A 14875-nucleotide genomic window follows, 5' to 3' on the forward strand; every position below is an offset into this window, starting at 1 on the left:
ATGGAGCAGTCGGTCGTTGTCGAAGGTCTGGGTTTTGCCCACTTTCTTGCGCATTCGGACATCGTCGGGCGCATCGTGCTCGGCATGTTGCTGGCGCTGTCGCTGGCCAGCTGGTACCTGATCGTGACCAAGTGGCTGGCGAACTACCTGGCGCAGCGTCAGGCCGAGGGTTTTCTCAAACGTTTCTGGCAGGGCGGCTCGCGCAGTGGTTTGGGGCAACGCATCCGGGCCGAGAAGATCGACAACGCTTTCGCCCGGCTGGCGCTGAGCGCCGTCGATGCGGCCGAGGAAGCGGCGCAGGGCGATGACAACCTGGCAACGGCCGGCGGCCTTGCCGAATACCTGACGCGGACGTTGAACAATTCGATCGACCAGGAGGCGGCGGCCTCCGAACACGGGCTGACGGTGCTTGCGTCGGCCGGGTCGGCGGCGCCGTACATCGGCCTGTTCGGCACGGTCTGGGGCATCTACCACGCGCTGGTGCAGATCGGTCTGTCCGGTCAGGGCACGCTCGACAAGGTTGCCGGGCCGGTCGGCGAGGCTTTGATCATGACTGCGCTCGGCCTCGCCGTGGCGATTCCGGCGGTGCTCGCCTACAACGCCTTCAGCCGGCGCAACCGGCTGTGGCTGGCGCGCCTGGAAGGCTTTGCCCACGATCTCTACGTACTGCTGACGGTGAAAAACGAGTCCGCCGGCACGTCGACCGCAAACAGCCAGCGGGGCGCGTGATGGCTGGCGGGGGTGATTTCCGCCGCTACCGCGGCAAGGCCGGCGACGGCCCGAAAGCCGAGATGAACGTGGTGCCGCTGGTCGACGTGATGCTGGTGCTGCTGGTCATCTTCATCGTCACCGCGCCGCTGCTGACGCACGCGGTCAAGATCGACCTGCCGAAGGCATCGAGCGCGGTCAACCTGACCAAGCCCGAACACATCGAGTTCGGCCTGCGCGAGAACGGCGAGATGTTCTGGAACGGCGAGCCGGTAACGCTGGAGGCGCTGGCCCTGCGCTGTGTCGCTGCCGCTCGCCAGGACGTGCCGCCGGAACTGCATATCCGGGCCGACCGCCGGGTGCATTACGAGAAGGTCGCACAGGTCATGGCGATTGCCGCCAAGGCCGGACTGAGCAAGATCGGTTTCATCAGCGATCCATCCGGGCCCTAGGGGTTTTCCGACATTGCATCATCGACCGGTCAGTGCATAATCCCCTTAGCCGGATAGAACGGGAGGGGCGGGGATGAGGGGGGAGCGGCGACATATCGTTGCATTGGTGCTGCTGCCGACGCTGTTGTCGCTGGCGCTGCTACTCTTTTTCCTGCGCGGTTCTTTGCACGAATGGGCTGTCCAGCGCTGGGCCGAGGACAACAAGGCCTTTGTCGATTCGCTGGCGGCACGCCTCGACGCGGAAATCGAACAGCCGTTGCAGTTGCTGCGCCTGGCGGCGAGAAGCCGGGCCTTTCAGTCCTTGCCCGAACGTTCGTCGATCGACCTGGCGCTGAATGGCATCCCCGGCGAACTCGATCCGGAAAAGCACGAAATTCTCGAAGCGCTGCGCCAGGCCGGCGGTTTTTCAGTGCTGTTCGTGCTGACGCCGGAAGGCGATCACTATATTTCCCATCCCTTCAGCGTTCAGCGTGCGCTGCGCAAGTACAACCTGGCCGATCGTGCCTATTTCCAGCAAGCCGCCAGCACTGGTCTGCCGGTGGTTTCCGATGGCTTTACCGGCGCCGACGGGGTTCCTGCGGTGGTTATCGATATCCCGGTGCTGGATGCGTCGGGCAAGGTCATTCTGCACCTTGGCGGGGTTCTCCACCTGACCCGCCTGGCCGACTTGCTGCGTGCCGGGAAAATCGAGCCTTTTGAGCGTGCCGCGCTGTTCGACGGGGCTGGCCAGCGGGTTGCCGATTCGCGTCTCGGCGCCATTGCGGGGGATGAAAAAGAGGAAGCTTGGTCCTTGGGGTCGACGGCAATGACGCGCGTGGTGGATAGCGATGGCGAACCCTGGCTGCGCTTCGTTGCCCCGCTGCGCCACGACTGGCATCTCAGCCTGATGCGCAGTGAGGCGGCATTGGATGCTGCAATCACCCCGCAGGTGCATCGGGTCATGCAACTGGTTTCGCTGATGGTTCTGGTGCCTTGCCTGATCGGGCTGTTGCTGGCTTTCCATTTCAGTCGTCGCTGGCGGCGCGCCGATCAGGCGCTGCTGGCAGCCAAGAACGAACTCGAATTGCGGGTGCAGGAGCGAACCGAAGCGCTGCAACTGTCCGAGGTGCGTTACCGGACGCTGTTCGAATCGACGGCCGAAGCGGTGCTCATTATCGATGGGGTGACCATCGTCGATTGCAATCCGACGGCAATGCAGATGTTTGGTGCCGAGTCGCGGGAGCGATTGCTCGGCAACACGCCGGCGGAACTCTCGCCGACCGTGCAGCCGGATGGCGAGGCATCGCTGTCGGCCGCCGAAAGGCAGATCGCTGCCGCACTACGCGGTGAATTGCCGCGTTTCGAATGGACGCATCGGCGGATCGACAACCGCCAGTTGTTTATCGCTGAAGTGATCATCAGCCGGATCAGGCTGGGTGAGCGGGCATTGATCCAGTGCAGCCTGCGCGACGTCACCCAGCACCGGCAGGCCGAGCGCGAACTGGCCGCGTATCGGGAGCACCTTGAGGAACTGGTCGAACTGCGCACCGGCGAGCTGGCACAGGCCAAGCAGTTTGCCGAAACTGCCAGCGTGGCGAAAAGCGTTTTCCTGGCCAACATGAGCCACGAAATCCGGACACCGATGAATGCCATTCTCGGTATGGCCCGGCTGGTCCGCAAGGGTGGCTTGAGCGACGAGCAGATCGCGCAGATGGGCAAGCTGGAAACGGCCAGCGCGCATTTGCTGGAAATCATCAATGCGGTGCTCGACCTGTCCAAGATCGAAGCCGGCCGCTTCTCGCTGGAGTCGGTGCCGGTGCAGATCGAAGCGCTGGTGGTCAATGTCCTGTCGATGGTACATGAACGGGTACAGGCGAAAGGCCTGGCGCTGGTCAGCGAGGTGCCGCATCTGGCGGGTGCTTTGCTGGGTGATCCGACGCGACTGCAGCAGGCCTTGCTCAACTACGTGACCAACGCGGTGAAGTTCACCGAGCGCGGCGGCATTGTCATCCGTCTCGTCGTCGAGGCGGAGGATGCGCAATCGATGACGCTGCGTTTTGAAGTCGAGGATAGCGGTATCGGCATTCCCGAAGAGGCATTGCCGCGGCTGTTTTCCGCATTCGAGCAGGCGGATGCGTCGACCACCCGGCATTACGGCGGCACTGGCCTTGGTCTGGCAATTACCCGCAAACTGGCGCGCTTGATGGGCGGCGACGTTGGCGTGCGCAGTCAACCGGGCGTTGGCAGCACGTTCTGGTTCACGGTCTGCCTGGCCAAGGATGATCAGGCCGCTGTCACCTTACCGGCTGCCGGCGACAATCCCGGGGAGCGCCTGCGCAGTGATTTTGCCGGGCGCCGGGTGCTGCTGGTCGAAGACGAGCCGATCAACCGGGAAATCGCGCTGATCCAATTGGAGGAGTTGGGATTGCAGGTTGATCAGGCAGAGGACGGCGAGCAGGCGGTGGCCATGGCGAGCAGTACCGATTACGACCTGATCCTGATGGACATGCAGATGCCGCGCATGGACGGCCTGCAGGCGACACAGCACATCCGCCGCTTGCCGGCGCATGCACGCACGCCGATCCTGGCGATGACGGCCAACGCATTTGTCGAGGACAAGGCGCGTTGTCTGGAAGCCGGCATGGACGATTTCATGGCCAAGCCGGTGGTGCCGGAACGCCTGGAGGCAATGCTGCTGCGCCACCTGGCGGGCATCGCCAAAGCCTAGCGCCGTTGCCAGACCTGCCAGCGTTCGCGGCCGGAAAAGACCGGAATCGAGTCGTTGACCGCAACATCCTCAATGCGGACGAAATTTTCGCCCAGCAAGGCATCGAGCTGTTCAGGCAGAATGCCGAAGGGCGGGCCTTTCGGTTGTTCGCACAGGAAAAAATAACCGGCTAGCAGGCCACCGGGCGGCAGCAGTTGGGCGACGCGTTTTCCCCAGTCGTCCCACAATTTGCGTGGCAGCGCGCACAAGAAGGCGCGTTCGTAGATCAAATCTAGCGGTCGACGCGGTGTGTAGGTGAAAAAGTCGGCGCAAACGAGGTCGACCGCAGGATTCGGGTTTGCCGCATCGGCCACGGCCTGGCCGAGCACTTCGCGCGCCCTGGCGACGGCGGCCGGCGAAAAATCCAGTGCGGTAACCGGCCACCTGGCAGCTGCCAGGTGCAGTGCCTCCCAGGCGCTACCGCAGCCGGGAATCAGTGTGTGAAGCGTATTCGGCGTGGCTGACTGGCGGGCGATGAAATCGGCAAAGTCGTCCGGTACCTTGCCGGCGTCCCAAGGCGTGATGCCTTCGCCGAAGCGTTTGCACCAGAAATCCGGATGTTCCGGGCGTTGTTCGGGCGGTTTGGCGTGCTCGTTCATGGTGTCGCTCATGGTGTCTCGTTCAGCGTTTTTTCAGGGCCAGGCTGGCTTGGTCAACGGCGTCTTCCAGATAGCTCTGGTAGAAGTCAGGCAGGCGGGCGCCGACGATCGGTTCATGCAGCGCCTGGCCGTCGGGGCCGTAAAAAGCCACGACGGGTACCAGACGGATTTTTTCCCGTTTGGCAAAAATGGCATGCGTGGTCGGTCGACCGGAGAAATCCTGCAACGGGGCATTGCTGTCCTGCGCGACTTCGCGGATCACCACGCGGCCGGCATAACGCGGGTCGGCAGCCAGCACGCGCAGGTAGTCGCGTTTGACGGTTTTACAGAACGAGCAGTCGGCGCGACTGAAAATGATCACCAGCGGCGCGCCGGCGCTGGCCGCCTGACGGGCTTCTACCGCCAGATGGCTGGCTCGCTGCAACTCGGCTGCCTGCAAGGTGCCTGTCGGCAGGCATGCTAGAATCAGCGCCCCGATCAGCCCGTTCCATCCCTTCCAGGATTGCCTCATGTCCGTGCCTTCCAAAATCGTCATTGCCTCCCGCGAATCCCGTCTGGCCATGTGGCAGGCGGTGCATGTCAGAGATCGACTGGCGAGTCTAAATCCTGCTGCGGAAGTTGTCATTCTCGGCATGACCACCAAGGGCGACCAGATTCTCGACCGACCGCTCGCCGAAATCGGCGGCAAGGGCCTGTTCATCAAGGAACTGGAAGTCGCGATGCAGGAAGGCAAGGCGCACCTTGCCGTACATTCGATGAAGGATGTGCCGATGGTGATGCCGGACGGCTTCGTGCTGGCCGCCATCTCGGCGCGCGAAAATCCGCGCGATGCCTTTGTTTCGAACAAGTACAACAGCCTCGACGATCTGCCGGCCGGTGCCGTGGTCGGCACTTCCAGCCTGCGCCGCGAAGCCATCCTGCGTGCCAAATATCCGACGCTGGTCATCAAGAGCCTGCGCGGCAATCTCGATACCCGGCTGAAGAAACTCGACGCCGGTGAATACGACGCCATCATCCTGGCGGCCGCCGGCCTGATTCGTCTGGGGCTGGAAAACCGCATCAAGACCGTGTTGACCGCAGAACAGTCGCTGCCGGCGCCGGGGCAGGGCGCACTGGGTATTGAATTGATCGACGGTGCCGCCCACATGTTCGACGTCGTGGCGCCGCTCAACGATCCGGAAACGGCACACTGCGTCAAGGCCGAACGCGCTTTCTCGCGCGCGCTGGGCGGTAGCTGCCAGGTGCCTTTGGGCGGTTACGCAATCATGGAAAACGGTTTGTTGTGGCTGCGCGGCTTTGTCGCCAGCGTCGATGGCCGCGAAATGGTTGCCGCAGAATTGCGTGGTGAAGTCGGCAAGGTCGACGGCGACGACGAAGCGCTCGGCCGTCAACTGGCCGACATGCTGCGCGCCCAGGGGGCTGAAGCCATTCTGGCCAAGCTGGCTGGCTGTCAGTAAACAGCATGGCGCAGACCGGCCCGCTCGCTGGTCGCTGCATCGTCGTGACCCGGCCGCGCGCCCAGGCGGCGCCGTTGGCTGCAGCGATTGCCGCCGCCGGGGGCGAGGCCTTGTTGTTTCCGCTGCTGGAAATTGCGCCGGCCGATGATCCGGCGCCACTGAACGCCGCCGCAGATCAACTGGCCGCTTACTCGCTGGCCATTTTCGTCAGCCCGAATGCCGTGGCGCATGCCTTGCCGGTGCTGCTGGCCGGGCCGGGCTGGCCGGCCGGCCTGCATCCGGCGGCGGTCGGGCCGGGTACCGCCAAAGCCCTTGGCGAACGAGGTATTCCCGGCTGTCTGCTGCCGCCGCAGCGTTTCGATTCAGAAGGTCTGCTGGCCTTGCCGGAATTGGCGGCAGAGCGGGTTGGCGGGCGGCGAGTCGCCATCTTTCGCGGCGACGGCGGGCGCGAACTGCTGGCCGATACGCTGCGGGCGCGTGGTGCCAGCGTCGATTGCATCACCTGTTATCGGCGCAGCGGCCCGGCGCAAGGTTTCGCGCCGCTGCTCGATGCCTGGCGCTTGGGCCGACTGGATGGCATCGTGGTGTCGAGTAGTGAGGGCCTGCGCTATCTGGTCGATGGCTTGCCCGATGCCGGGCGGCAATTCCTCGCCCAGACCCCCTTGTTTGTCCCGCATGCCCGCATTGCCGAGGTCGCCGGTACGCTGGGTCTGGCGCGTGTCGAATTGACAGAAGCCACTGACAGTGGCCTGATCGAAGGATTACTTGCTTATAATTGGTGAGCATGAAAGCTGAATATTCCTCTCCTTCCTCTCCGGCCTCTGATCAGGAGGCTGTGCCGCCAGTGGCAACACGGCGCGGCGGAGGCAAGTTCGCCTGGCTGTTGCTTGTTGCACTTATCGGCGGTTTGGCGACCTGGCAATGGTTTGATACCCGGCAGCAGTTGTCTGAAATCCGTCAGTTGATGAGTCAGCGTCAGGGTGATGCCGGTGCATCGCATGAGGATGTGGCAAAGTTCAGTGAACGACTGGCCGCCATCGAATTGCAACTGGCGGAAAGCAAGGATAGCGAAGCTGCACTGAGCACGCTTCATGAGAGCCTCGCCAACGGGCGCGAGACGCTTGATCTGCTTGACGTGGAGCAGGCAATCACGCTGGCGGTACAACAAATCCAGCTCGCCGGTAATGTGCCGGTCGCCTTGCAGGCTCTGCGTTCGGCCGATGCTCAGTTGGCCCGCCTCGACAAGGCCCGGCACTTGCCTTTGCGCAAGGCGCTGGCGGCGGATATTCACTCACTGAATGAACTGCCGCTGGTCGATGTTCCCGGTATCAGCTTGCAACTCGGACAGATTGTCGAAAGTGTCGACAAATTTGCCTTTGCGGTTTATGGCCGCCCGGTCGATGCGGCTTCATCGCTGCCGCCGGTCGATGCGGCTTCATCGCTGCCGCCGGCCGATGCGACCGATCCGCTCGAAGTAAAGCCGTGGTGGCAGCAGGCATTGCTTGATGTTTGGCAGGAAGCCCGCAGCTTGATCCGCATCCAGCGTTTTGATCGCGAAGAACCCGTCTTGCTGGCGCCCGGCCAAGGGTTTTTCTTGCGCGAAAATCTCAAGTTGCGTTTGCTCAGTGCCCGCCTGGCACTGTTTGCGCGTGATCAGAAAACTTATCGTAGCGAGTTGTCGCTTGCCGAGCATTGGCTGACTCGGCATTTTTCCCCGGAAGACAAGGCTGTTCAGGCGGCGCAGGCAGATATCAAGGCGCTTGCGACGGCCAGCGTCGTGATTGATCTGCCGGATTTGCGGGCCAGCCAGCAGGCGCTGGCCGTGCTGCGTGACGGCAAGGAAAAGCGGTGAGCGGCTTATTCTGGGTCATCACCCTGTTTGGTCTGGCGGTTGCCGTAGCCATGGGGGCCCATCTGAATGATGGCTATGTCCTGATTGTCGTGGCGCCCTGGCGCCTGGAGGTTTCACTCAACTTGCTGCTACTGGCGCTGTTGGCGGCTTTTCTTGTTTTGCATTTCATCTTGCGGGCATTTTTCTTTGCCGTGAGTATGCCTCGACAGGCTCAGGAGTACCGGAAGCGTCGGCAGCGGGAAAGGTCCGGCGTGGTATTTCAGGATGCCGTACGTTTGTTGTTCGAAGGGCGCTTTGGTCAAGCCTTGAAGCGTGCCGGGGAGGCTTATGACGCGGGGCGGGCGCCAGGTTTGGCTGCACTGATTGCTGCTCGGGCGGCGCAGCGCCTGGGTGACCCGATGCGTCAACAGGCGTGGCTGGATAAGGCCAAGCAACAGGATGCGCGTAATGAAGCAGCCAGCTTGATGCTGGAGGCCGAAATGCACAACGAGGAGCGTCGGTTTGATGAGGCGCTGGCGGCATTGGCGCGTTTGCAGGGCAAGCTTGGCCGACACATTGCCGCGTTGCGTCTGGAGTTGCGGGCGCGCCAGGGATTGGGCGACTGGGATGGCGTACTCAAGCTGCTGCGGCAATTGGCCAAACGCGATGCCCTGCCAGAAGAAACTGTGCGCACGCTAAGCACCAAGGCGCACCGCGCCAATATTGAACGCTGTGCCAGCGAGCGTGACACGTTGGTGACCTACCTGCGAGCCTTGCCGGCTGATGAACGCGTACCGGAGTTGGCACTTGCTGCAAGTCGTGCCCTGACTGCAGTCGGCGCAGATGCGGAAGCACAGAAATTGATTGAGGGTGTGCTGGACAGCGGCGATGACGAAGCCTGGCAGTGTTCGTTGATCGGCATTTATGGTCGCTTGACCGGTGCAGATCCGATGTCGCGTATTGCCCGGGCCGAAGCGTGGTTACGTCAGCGGCCCACGCATGCCGAATTATTGCTGGCGCTGGGCCGCATGTGCGTGCGGCAACGCCTGTGGGGCAAGGCGCAGAGTTATCTGGAGGCATCGTTGTCGCTCGATGAAACTCAGGAAGGGCATCTTGAACTGGCCCGCCTGTGCGATCAACTTGAGCGGACCGAAGAGGCCAATCGGCATTATCGGGCTGCCGTCAGCCAGGAATTTGTTGGGAAATAATTACCAAGGAGACGTTCGTGCTTAATATTGATATGCGCAAGATTTACAACTTTTATCCCATCGAGCCGACGCCCGATCCATCCGATTTGCCGACCGGGGGGGATATCTATTACGAGTGTCTGGATTGCGCCGTGATCGTCAATTCCGTGCCGCACATCAAAGCCGCTTGCGCTTGCGGCAATCTGTTGGGCGGTGGTGGAAAACTGGAATTGAAAGACCCGGTGCGCGTCCGGGTCGTCAAGGGCAAGCTGAAGTAAGCTTGGCTGGATTTCAGGCCCAGTTCTGCGGCTTGAGAAAAACTTCGTAGAGTTCTGCTTCTGGCGTGCCGGTTTCCGGCTGCCAGTCGTAGCGCCATTTGACGATAGGCGGCAGCGACATCAGGATGGATTCGGTCCGGCCGCCGGATTGCAGTCCGAACAGGGTGCCGCGATCCCAGACCAGATTGAATTCGACATAGCGGCCACGGCGATAGGCCTGGAAGTCGCGTTCGCGTTCGCCATACGGTGTGTCGCGGCGCTTGGCGAGCACCGGCAGGTAGGCCTGCGTGAAGGCGTTGCCGACGGCCTGGGTCAGTGCGAAGCAGCGCTCGAATGCATTTTCTCCACCGGTTCCAGCTTCGTTCAGATCATCGAAGAAAACGCCGCCGACGCCGCGTGGTTCATTGCGGTGCTTGAGAAAGAAATACTCGTCGCACCAGTTTTTGTATTTCGGATAGACCGCGTCGCCGAAAGGCGCCAAAGCCGTTTTGCAGGTCTGGTGAAAATGCACCACATCTTCCCGTTGACCGTAATAAGGCGTCATGTCCATGCCGCCACCGAACCAGAAGACATCCGCTTCACCCGGTTTGCTGGCAACAAAGCAGCGCACGTTCATGTGTGCTGTCGGACAATAGGGATTGCGTGGGTGCAAAACCAGCGAGACGCCCATGGCCTCCCAGGCGCGGCCGGCCAGATGCGGCCGGACGGCAGTGGCCGAAGCGGGCAGGGCGCTACCGGTGACATGCGAGAAATTGACGCCGCCGCGTTCGAAAAAATTGCCTTCTTCGATCAGACGCGACACACCGCCGCCACCTTCCGGGCGTTGCCAGGCATCGCTACGGAAAGCTTGGCCATCGAAAGCCTCCAGTTCGCCGACAATGCGCTTTTGCAGGTCGGTGAAGTAATCCTTCAGGTGGGTCAAGGGAATTTGCTGCAGGGTATTTTCAGACATCGTCGGGGCTGCTGGGTTCGGGGGAGTAAATGGCGTAACGGTTGCGGCCATTGGCTTTGGCACGGTACATGGCAATGTCGGCAAAACGCAGGAGATCGGCACTGCCGATTTGCCACCCGTCTTCCCCTTCGGCAATCGCCAATCCGATGGAGACGCCAATCGAAACCATGTGACCGGCTACATGGAATGGAGTTCCCAGCGCCGCGATGCATTTTTCAGCAACGCGCTCCCCGGCGCTCAGCGGTACATCGGTATCGGCCAGGCAAATCAGGAATTCGTCGCCGCCTAGCCGGGCGACGGTGTCCACATCGCGCACATTGTTCCGGAGGCGGTGGGCGACCTCAATCAGCAATTTGTCGCCAATATCGTGCCCGTAGGTGTCGTTGATTGGTTTGAAGCCATCCAGGTCGAGAAAGAGCAGGGCCAGGCCTGCGCCGTGTCGCTTGATGCATGCCAGTTCGTGTTCCAGGTAATCGTTGATTGCCAGGCGGTTGGGTAACTGGGTCAACGCATCGCGATGGGCCATTTCGGCCAGTGAGCGCTCTTGTTCCTGCAGTTTTTGTTGCAGATGATTGAAGCTGTCCGCCACGCGGGTAACTTCATCGTTGCGCCTGAGTTTCACTGGTTGCATCGGGCGCGTGCCCTCGGCCATACCACGCAACTCATCGGCCAGTTTTTCCAACGGGCGCAGCAGGCGGTTCAAGGCGAGCAGCAGCAAGGCGATGATCGGGAAGGCGAGCAGTGCAGTGACCAGCCAGGTATTGGTCAGTGTGTTACGTACCGGTTCAAAAGCATCGCGTGCTGGTTGACGGGCCAGCAGGCGCCAGTTGGCTGGCGGCACTTCAACAATTGCGGCGAGTTCTTCTTCGCCATGGGCGTTGCGGATTGTGCGAATGCCGGGTTCGTCGCCCAGTGCGGCATCGATCAGCGGGTCGCTGCCCGCTGCCGGAAGCTCCTTGGCGGCTTCATGCAGATTGCTGCCCAACACGAAAAGCCGGGATTGAGGGGCGATCAGTTGGTAGCTGCCATTGCTGCCAGGTTGCGCATCGATGATCTGGTCGAGAAAGCCCGGCGTGGTCAACGGTGTGACGCCAGCCAGAATACCCAGGAGGCGCTGCCGCTGGTCAAAAATTGGTACGGCAATGACCAGTGCGGCTTGCCCTGTGGCCCGGGCAATGAGAGGTTTGCTGATGAATGGCTTGCCAGAGCTTTTCACACCGATGAACCAGTCCCTGTCGGTGAAGGACTTGGGGCGTGTGGCCAGACGCGGCGTGTCAGCCAGCGTCGGGCCGCCATCCGGCGGGATGATCATCAAGCCGGTCGGGAATAGCGTGTGGATGGCGCGGCGGTCATCGAGCCAGATTTGTAATGCGGCGCTGTCGCTCAATAATTCGATCGGGATGTTGCCAGCGACCCGTTTCAGGCTGTCCAGACGCAAGGTCAGCTTGCCACTGATTTCCCGACTGATGTAAGTGGCAGCAGCGAGTTGCTGGCCAGACAGCATGGCCTGCATCTCCTTGTGCAGGATGCTGCTGACGACCAGCGATACGCCAACGATGCCGGCCAGGAACAACAGGCCGGCAACCAGGGCGATGCGGGTTTTCAGACTGCTGCCCAGCGATGGCTTCATCGTTCGCTCACCAGTCGGGTTGACTACTGGTCAGCGGGTGATTGCGCGGTGACCGATATCCTTGCGGTATTGCATGCCGTCCCAGCCGATCTGGACGGCGGCTTCGTAAGCGGCTTTCTGGGCCAGTTTGACGTTCTCACCGAGGGCGGTTACGCACAGGACGCGACCGCCGGCGGTGATGACATGCTCACCTTGCAGCGCAGTGCCGGCATGGAAGACATGGGCGTCTTCACCGAAGCTGTTGGCTGGCGGCAGACCGTAGATCACGTCGCCCTTTTTCGGAGTATCCGGATAATTGGCCGCTGCCAGCACGACGCCCAGTGCGACACGGCGGTCCCATTCGGCTTCGATCTGATCGAGCTTGCCGTCAATGCCGTGTTCCAGCAGATTGACGAAGTCGGACTTCAGGCGCATCAGGATCGGCTGGGTTTCCGGGTCGCCCATGCGACAGTTGAATTCCAGCGTCTTGACCGAGCCATCCTTGCCGATCATCAGGCCGGCGTAGAGAAAGCCGGAGAACGGGATGCCGTCGGCAGCCATGCCGCGTACCGTCGGCAGGATGATTTCACGCATGGCCTTGGCATGGATTTCCGGCGTTACGCACGGGGCCGGGGAGTAGGCGCCCATGCCGCCGGTGTTCGGTCCGGTATCGCCGTCGCCGATGCGCTTGTGGTCCTGGCTGGAGGCCAGGGCAAGCACGTTCTTGCCATCGACCATGACGATGAAGCTGGCTTCTTCGCCATCGAGGAATTCTTCGATGACGACGCGGGCGCCGGCATCGCCCAGCTTGTTGCCGGACAGCATGTCGTCAATCGCGCCGTGCGCTTCTTCGAGGCTCATCGCCACGACAACGCCCTTGCCAGCGGCCAGACCATCAGCCTTGATGACGATGGGGGCACCCTTTTCGTCAATGTAGGCGTGTGCTGCGGTCGACTCGGTAAAAGTCGCAAATTCCGCCGTCGGAATGTTGTGCCGGGCCATGAAGCGCTTGGCGAAATCCTTCGATGATTCGAGCTGGGCGGCTTCCTTGGTCGGGCCAAAGATCTTCAGGCCACGGGCCCGGAAAATATTGACGATACCGGCTGCTAATGGCGCTTCCGGGCCGACGACGGTCAGATAAACATTGTTTTGTTCGGCGAAATCCGCCAGTGCTGCCGGATCGGTGATGTTGACGTTTTCCAACTCGTGTTCACGCGCCGTGCCGGCATTGCCGGGGGCGACGAAAACTTTCTGCATGCCGGGGGTTTTGGCCAGACGCCAGGCCATGGCGTGCTCACGGCCGCCGGAACCGATTACCAGTAGTTTCATGGGGAGTTTCCTTATTGTTTCCGAGGCTTGATTTCGCGCACGGCAAAGCCGTGACGCGAAGAATAGCCGCAGACAGTGCTTTTAGCACGGCCAGGCGAAGTCGACAAAGTCACGGCGCAGCCGGGCGCGAAATCAGTGGCGGAAGTGGCGGGCGCCGGTGAACACCATCGCGATGCCGTGTTCATCAGCCGCCGCAATGACTTCCTCGTCGCGCATCGAGCCGCCCGGCTGGATGACGGCAACGGCGCCGGCTTCGGCCAGCACGTCGAGGCCGTCACGGAACGGGAAGAAGGCGTCGGAAGCGACGACCGAGCCCTTCAGTGGCAGGCCGGCGTTCTGCGCCTTGATGCTGGCGATCTTGGTCGAATCGACGCGGCTCATTTGGCCGGCGCCGACGCCCAAGGTCATGCCGCCACCGCAGAAGACGATGGCGTTGGACTTGACGAACTTGGCGACGCGCTCGGCGAAGAGCAGGTCTTCGATCTGCTGGGCAGTCGGCTGCACCTTGGTGACCACCTTCAGGCCGGAAGCCTGGGCGGTGAAATCGTCGGCCGTCTGGACCAGCAGGCCGCCGCCGACACGCTTCAGTTCGAGCTTGTTCAAGTCCTTGCCGAGCGGTACGACCAGCACGCGCAGGTTGGCCTTGGCGGCCAGCGCAGCCTTGGCTTCGGCGGTGAAGGACGGGGCGATCAGCACTTCGACGAAGTGCTTGCGCTCGTTCATCGCGTTGACCACGTCGATGCCGACTTCACCGTTGAAGGCGATGATGCCGCCGAAGGCCGAGGTCGAATCGGTCTTGAAGGCCTTTTCGTAGGCGCCGAGCAGGCTGCCGTCGATGGCAACACCGCACGGATTGGCGTGTTTGATGATGACGCAGGCTGGGACATCGAAAGCCTTGACGCATTCCCAGGCCGCATCGGAGTCGGCGATGTTGTTGTACGACAGTTCCTTGCCCTGCAACTGCGTGTAGGCGGCGATGCTGCCCGGCAGCGGCGTGGTGTCGCGGTAGAAAGCGGCTTGCTGATGCGAGTTTTCACCGTAGCGCAGGATTTCGGTACGGTCGAAGGCCAGTTGCAACTTGGCCGGGAAGACGGACGGCTGCGGCGCGGCTTCTGCCGGCTTGCTTTCCGCACCTTCGTCGAGGCCGGTCAGCCAGTTGGCGATCATGCTGTCGTAGCGGGCGGTATGCGTGAACGCCTTCTTGGCCAGGCCGAAGCGGGTTGCCAGGTGCAGCGCGCCAGCGTTGGCCTTCATCTCGGCGAGGATGCCAGCGTAGTCTTCCGGATCGGTGACGATGGCAACGCCGTTGTAGTTCTTGGCCGACGAACGGACCATGGCCGGGCCGCCGATGTCGATGTTCTCGATGGCGTCTTCCAGCGTCACGCCGGCCTTGGCGATGGTTGCGGCAAACGGATAGAGGTTCACGCAGACCAGATCGATGGTCGGGATGCCGTGCGCTTCGATGGTCGCCAGATGTTCCGGCAGGTCGCGGCGGGCCAGGATGCCGCCGTGCACCTTCGGGTGCAGCGTCTTGACGCGACCGTCGAGCATTTCCGGGAAGCCGGTGTAATCGCCGATCTCGGTGACGGTCAACCCGGCGTCACGCAGCATTTTCGCGGTACCGCCGGTGGACAGCAGCTTGACGCCCTGGGCTGCCAGGCCTTGGGCGAATTCGAGTACACCCGTCTTGTCGGAGACGGAAATCAGGGCTTGTTTGATGGTCATGG

The 14875-nt window shown here is 62.0% G+C and carries 14 protein-coding genes; 8 read left to right on the forward strand and 6 right to left on the reverse strand.

The features are described from left to right. From RCI20_RS11615 to RCI20_RS11625, 3 genes are all read left to right on the forward strand, one after another. Positions 1-729 carry a MotA/TolQ/ExbB proton channel family protein gene (locus RCI20_RS11615; protein ID WP_076091798.1) on the forward strand — a complete coding sequence of 243 codons (729 nt, stop codon included), beginning with the start codon at positions 1-3 and terminating at the stop codon, positions 727-729. After that, a complete protein-coding gene (locus tag RCI20_RS11620; protein ID WP_306605667.1) occupies positions 729-1160 on the forward strand; it encodes a biopolymer transporter ExbD in 432 nt (143 codons plus the stop codon). Before RCI20_RS11615 ends, RCI20_RS11620 begins: the two co-directional genes overlap by 1 nt. A gap of 73 nt (positions 1161-1233) precedes the next feature. Next, a complete protein-coding gene (locus tag RCI20_RS11625) occupies positions 1234-3867 on the forward strand; it encodes an ATP-binding protein (protein ID WP_306605669.1) in 2634 nt (877 codons plus the stop codon). Here the strand turns inward: RCI20_RS11625 and RCI20_RS11630 are convergent. Further along, positions 3864-4517 (reverse strand): methyltransferase, encoded by a 654-nt coding sequence (locus RCI20_RS11630; RefSeq protein ID WP_306605672.1) that lies wholly within the window; start codon positions 4515-4517, stop codon positions 3864-3866. The two genes, RCI20_RS11625 and RCI20_RS11630, sit on opposite strands and share 4 nt — an antisense overlap. A 10-nt stretch (positions 4518-4527) precedes the next feature. Then, positions 4528-5016, reverse strand: a complete 489-nt coding sequence (locus tag RCI20_RS11635; RefSeq protein WP_306605674.1) for a thioredoxin family protein — start codon at positions 5014-5016, stop codon at positions 4528-4530. Between RCI20_RS11635 and hemC the strand changes: the two genes are divergently transcribed. From hemC to RCI20_RS11660, 5 genes are read left to right on the forward strand one after another with little or no spacing between them, the layout of a single operon-like run. Continuing rightward, positions 5015-5962, forward strand: a complete 948-nt coding sequence (gene hemC, locus RCI20_RS11640) for a hydroxymethylbilane synthase (protein WP_306605676.1) — start codon at positions 5015-5017, stop codon at positions 5960-5962. The genes RCI20_RS11635 and hemC overlap by 2 nt on opposite strands. A gap of 5 nt (positions 5963-5967) precedes the next feature. Then, a complete protein-coding gene (locus RCI20_RS11645; RefSeq protein ID WP_306605678.1) occupies positions 5968-6744 on the forward strand; it encodes a uroporphyrinogen-III synthase in 777 nt (258 codons plus the stop codon). Positions 6745-6746: 2 nt separating this feature from the next. Next, positions 6747-7814, forward strand: a complete 1068-nt coding sequence (locus tag RCI20_RS11650) for a uroporphyrinogen-III C-methyltransferase (RefSeq protein ID WP_306605680.1) — start codon at positions 6747-6749, stop codon at positions 7812-7814. Then, entirely contained in the window at positions 7811-9001 is a 1191-nt protein-coding gene (locus RCI20_RS11655; RefSeq protein ID WP_306605682.1) for a heme biosynthesis HemY N-terminal domain-containing protein, read from the forward strand. The genes RCI20_RS11650 and RCI20_RS11655 overlap by 4 nt, the downstream gene beginning before the upstream one ends. A gap of 17 nt (positions 9002-9018) precedes the next feature. Next, the gene (locus RCI20_RS11660; RefSeq protein ID WP_306605684.1) at positions 9019-9258 is read left to right on the forward strand and encodes a hypothetical protein; all 240 of its coding nucleotides are present in this window, start codon (positions 9019-9021) and stop codon (positions 9256-9258) included. Between the two features lie 13 nt (positions 9259-9271). On the opposite strand, the gene hemF is transcribed toward RCI20_RS11660, so the two are convergent. From hemF to purH, 4 genes are all read right to left on the reverse strand, one after another. Then, positions 9272-10210 carry an oxygen-dependent coproporphyrinogen oxidase gene (gene hemF, locus RCI20_RS11665; protein ID WP_306605685.1) on the reverse strand — a complete coding sequence of 313 codons (939 nt, stop codon included), beginning with the start codon at positions 10208-10210 and terminating at the stop codon, positions 9272-9274. Then, positions 10203-11840 (reverse strand): diguanylate cyclase domain-containing protein, encoded by a 1638-nt coding sequence (locus RCI20_RS11670; protein WP_306605687.1) that lies wholly within the window; start codon positions 11838-11840, stop codon positions 10203-10205. The genes hemF and RCI20_RS11670 overlap by 8 nt, the downstream gene beginning before the upstream one ends. A 30-nt stretch (positions 11841-11870) precedes the next feature. Continuing rightward, positions 11871-13148 carry a phosphoribosylamine--glycine ligase gene (gene purD, locus RCI20_RS11675; RefSeq protein ID WP_306605689.1) on the reverse strand — a complete coding sequence of 426 codons (1278 nt, stop codon included), beginning with the start codon at positions 13146-13148 and terminating at the stop codon, positions 11871-11873. Between the two features lie 132 nt (positions 13149-13280). Beyond that, positions 13281-14873, reverse strand: a complete 1593-nt coding sequence (purH, locus tag RCI20_RS11680; RefSeq protein WP_306605691.1) for a bifunctional phosphoribosylaminoimidazolecarboxamide formyltransferase/IMP cyclohydrolase — start codon at positions 14871-14873, stop codon at positions 13281-13283. Positions 14874-14875: the final 2 nt, after the last annotated feature.

Source organism: Azonexus sp. (assembly GCF_030824335.1).
GTDB lineage: Bacteria > Pseudomonadota > Gammaproteobacteria > Burkholderiales > Rhodocyclaceae > Azonexus.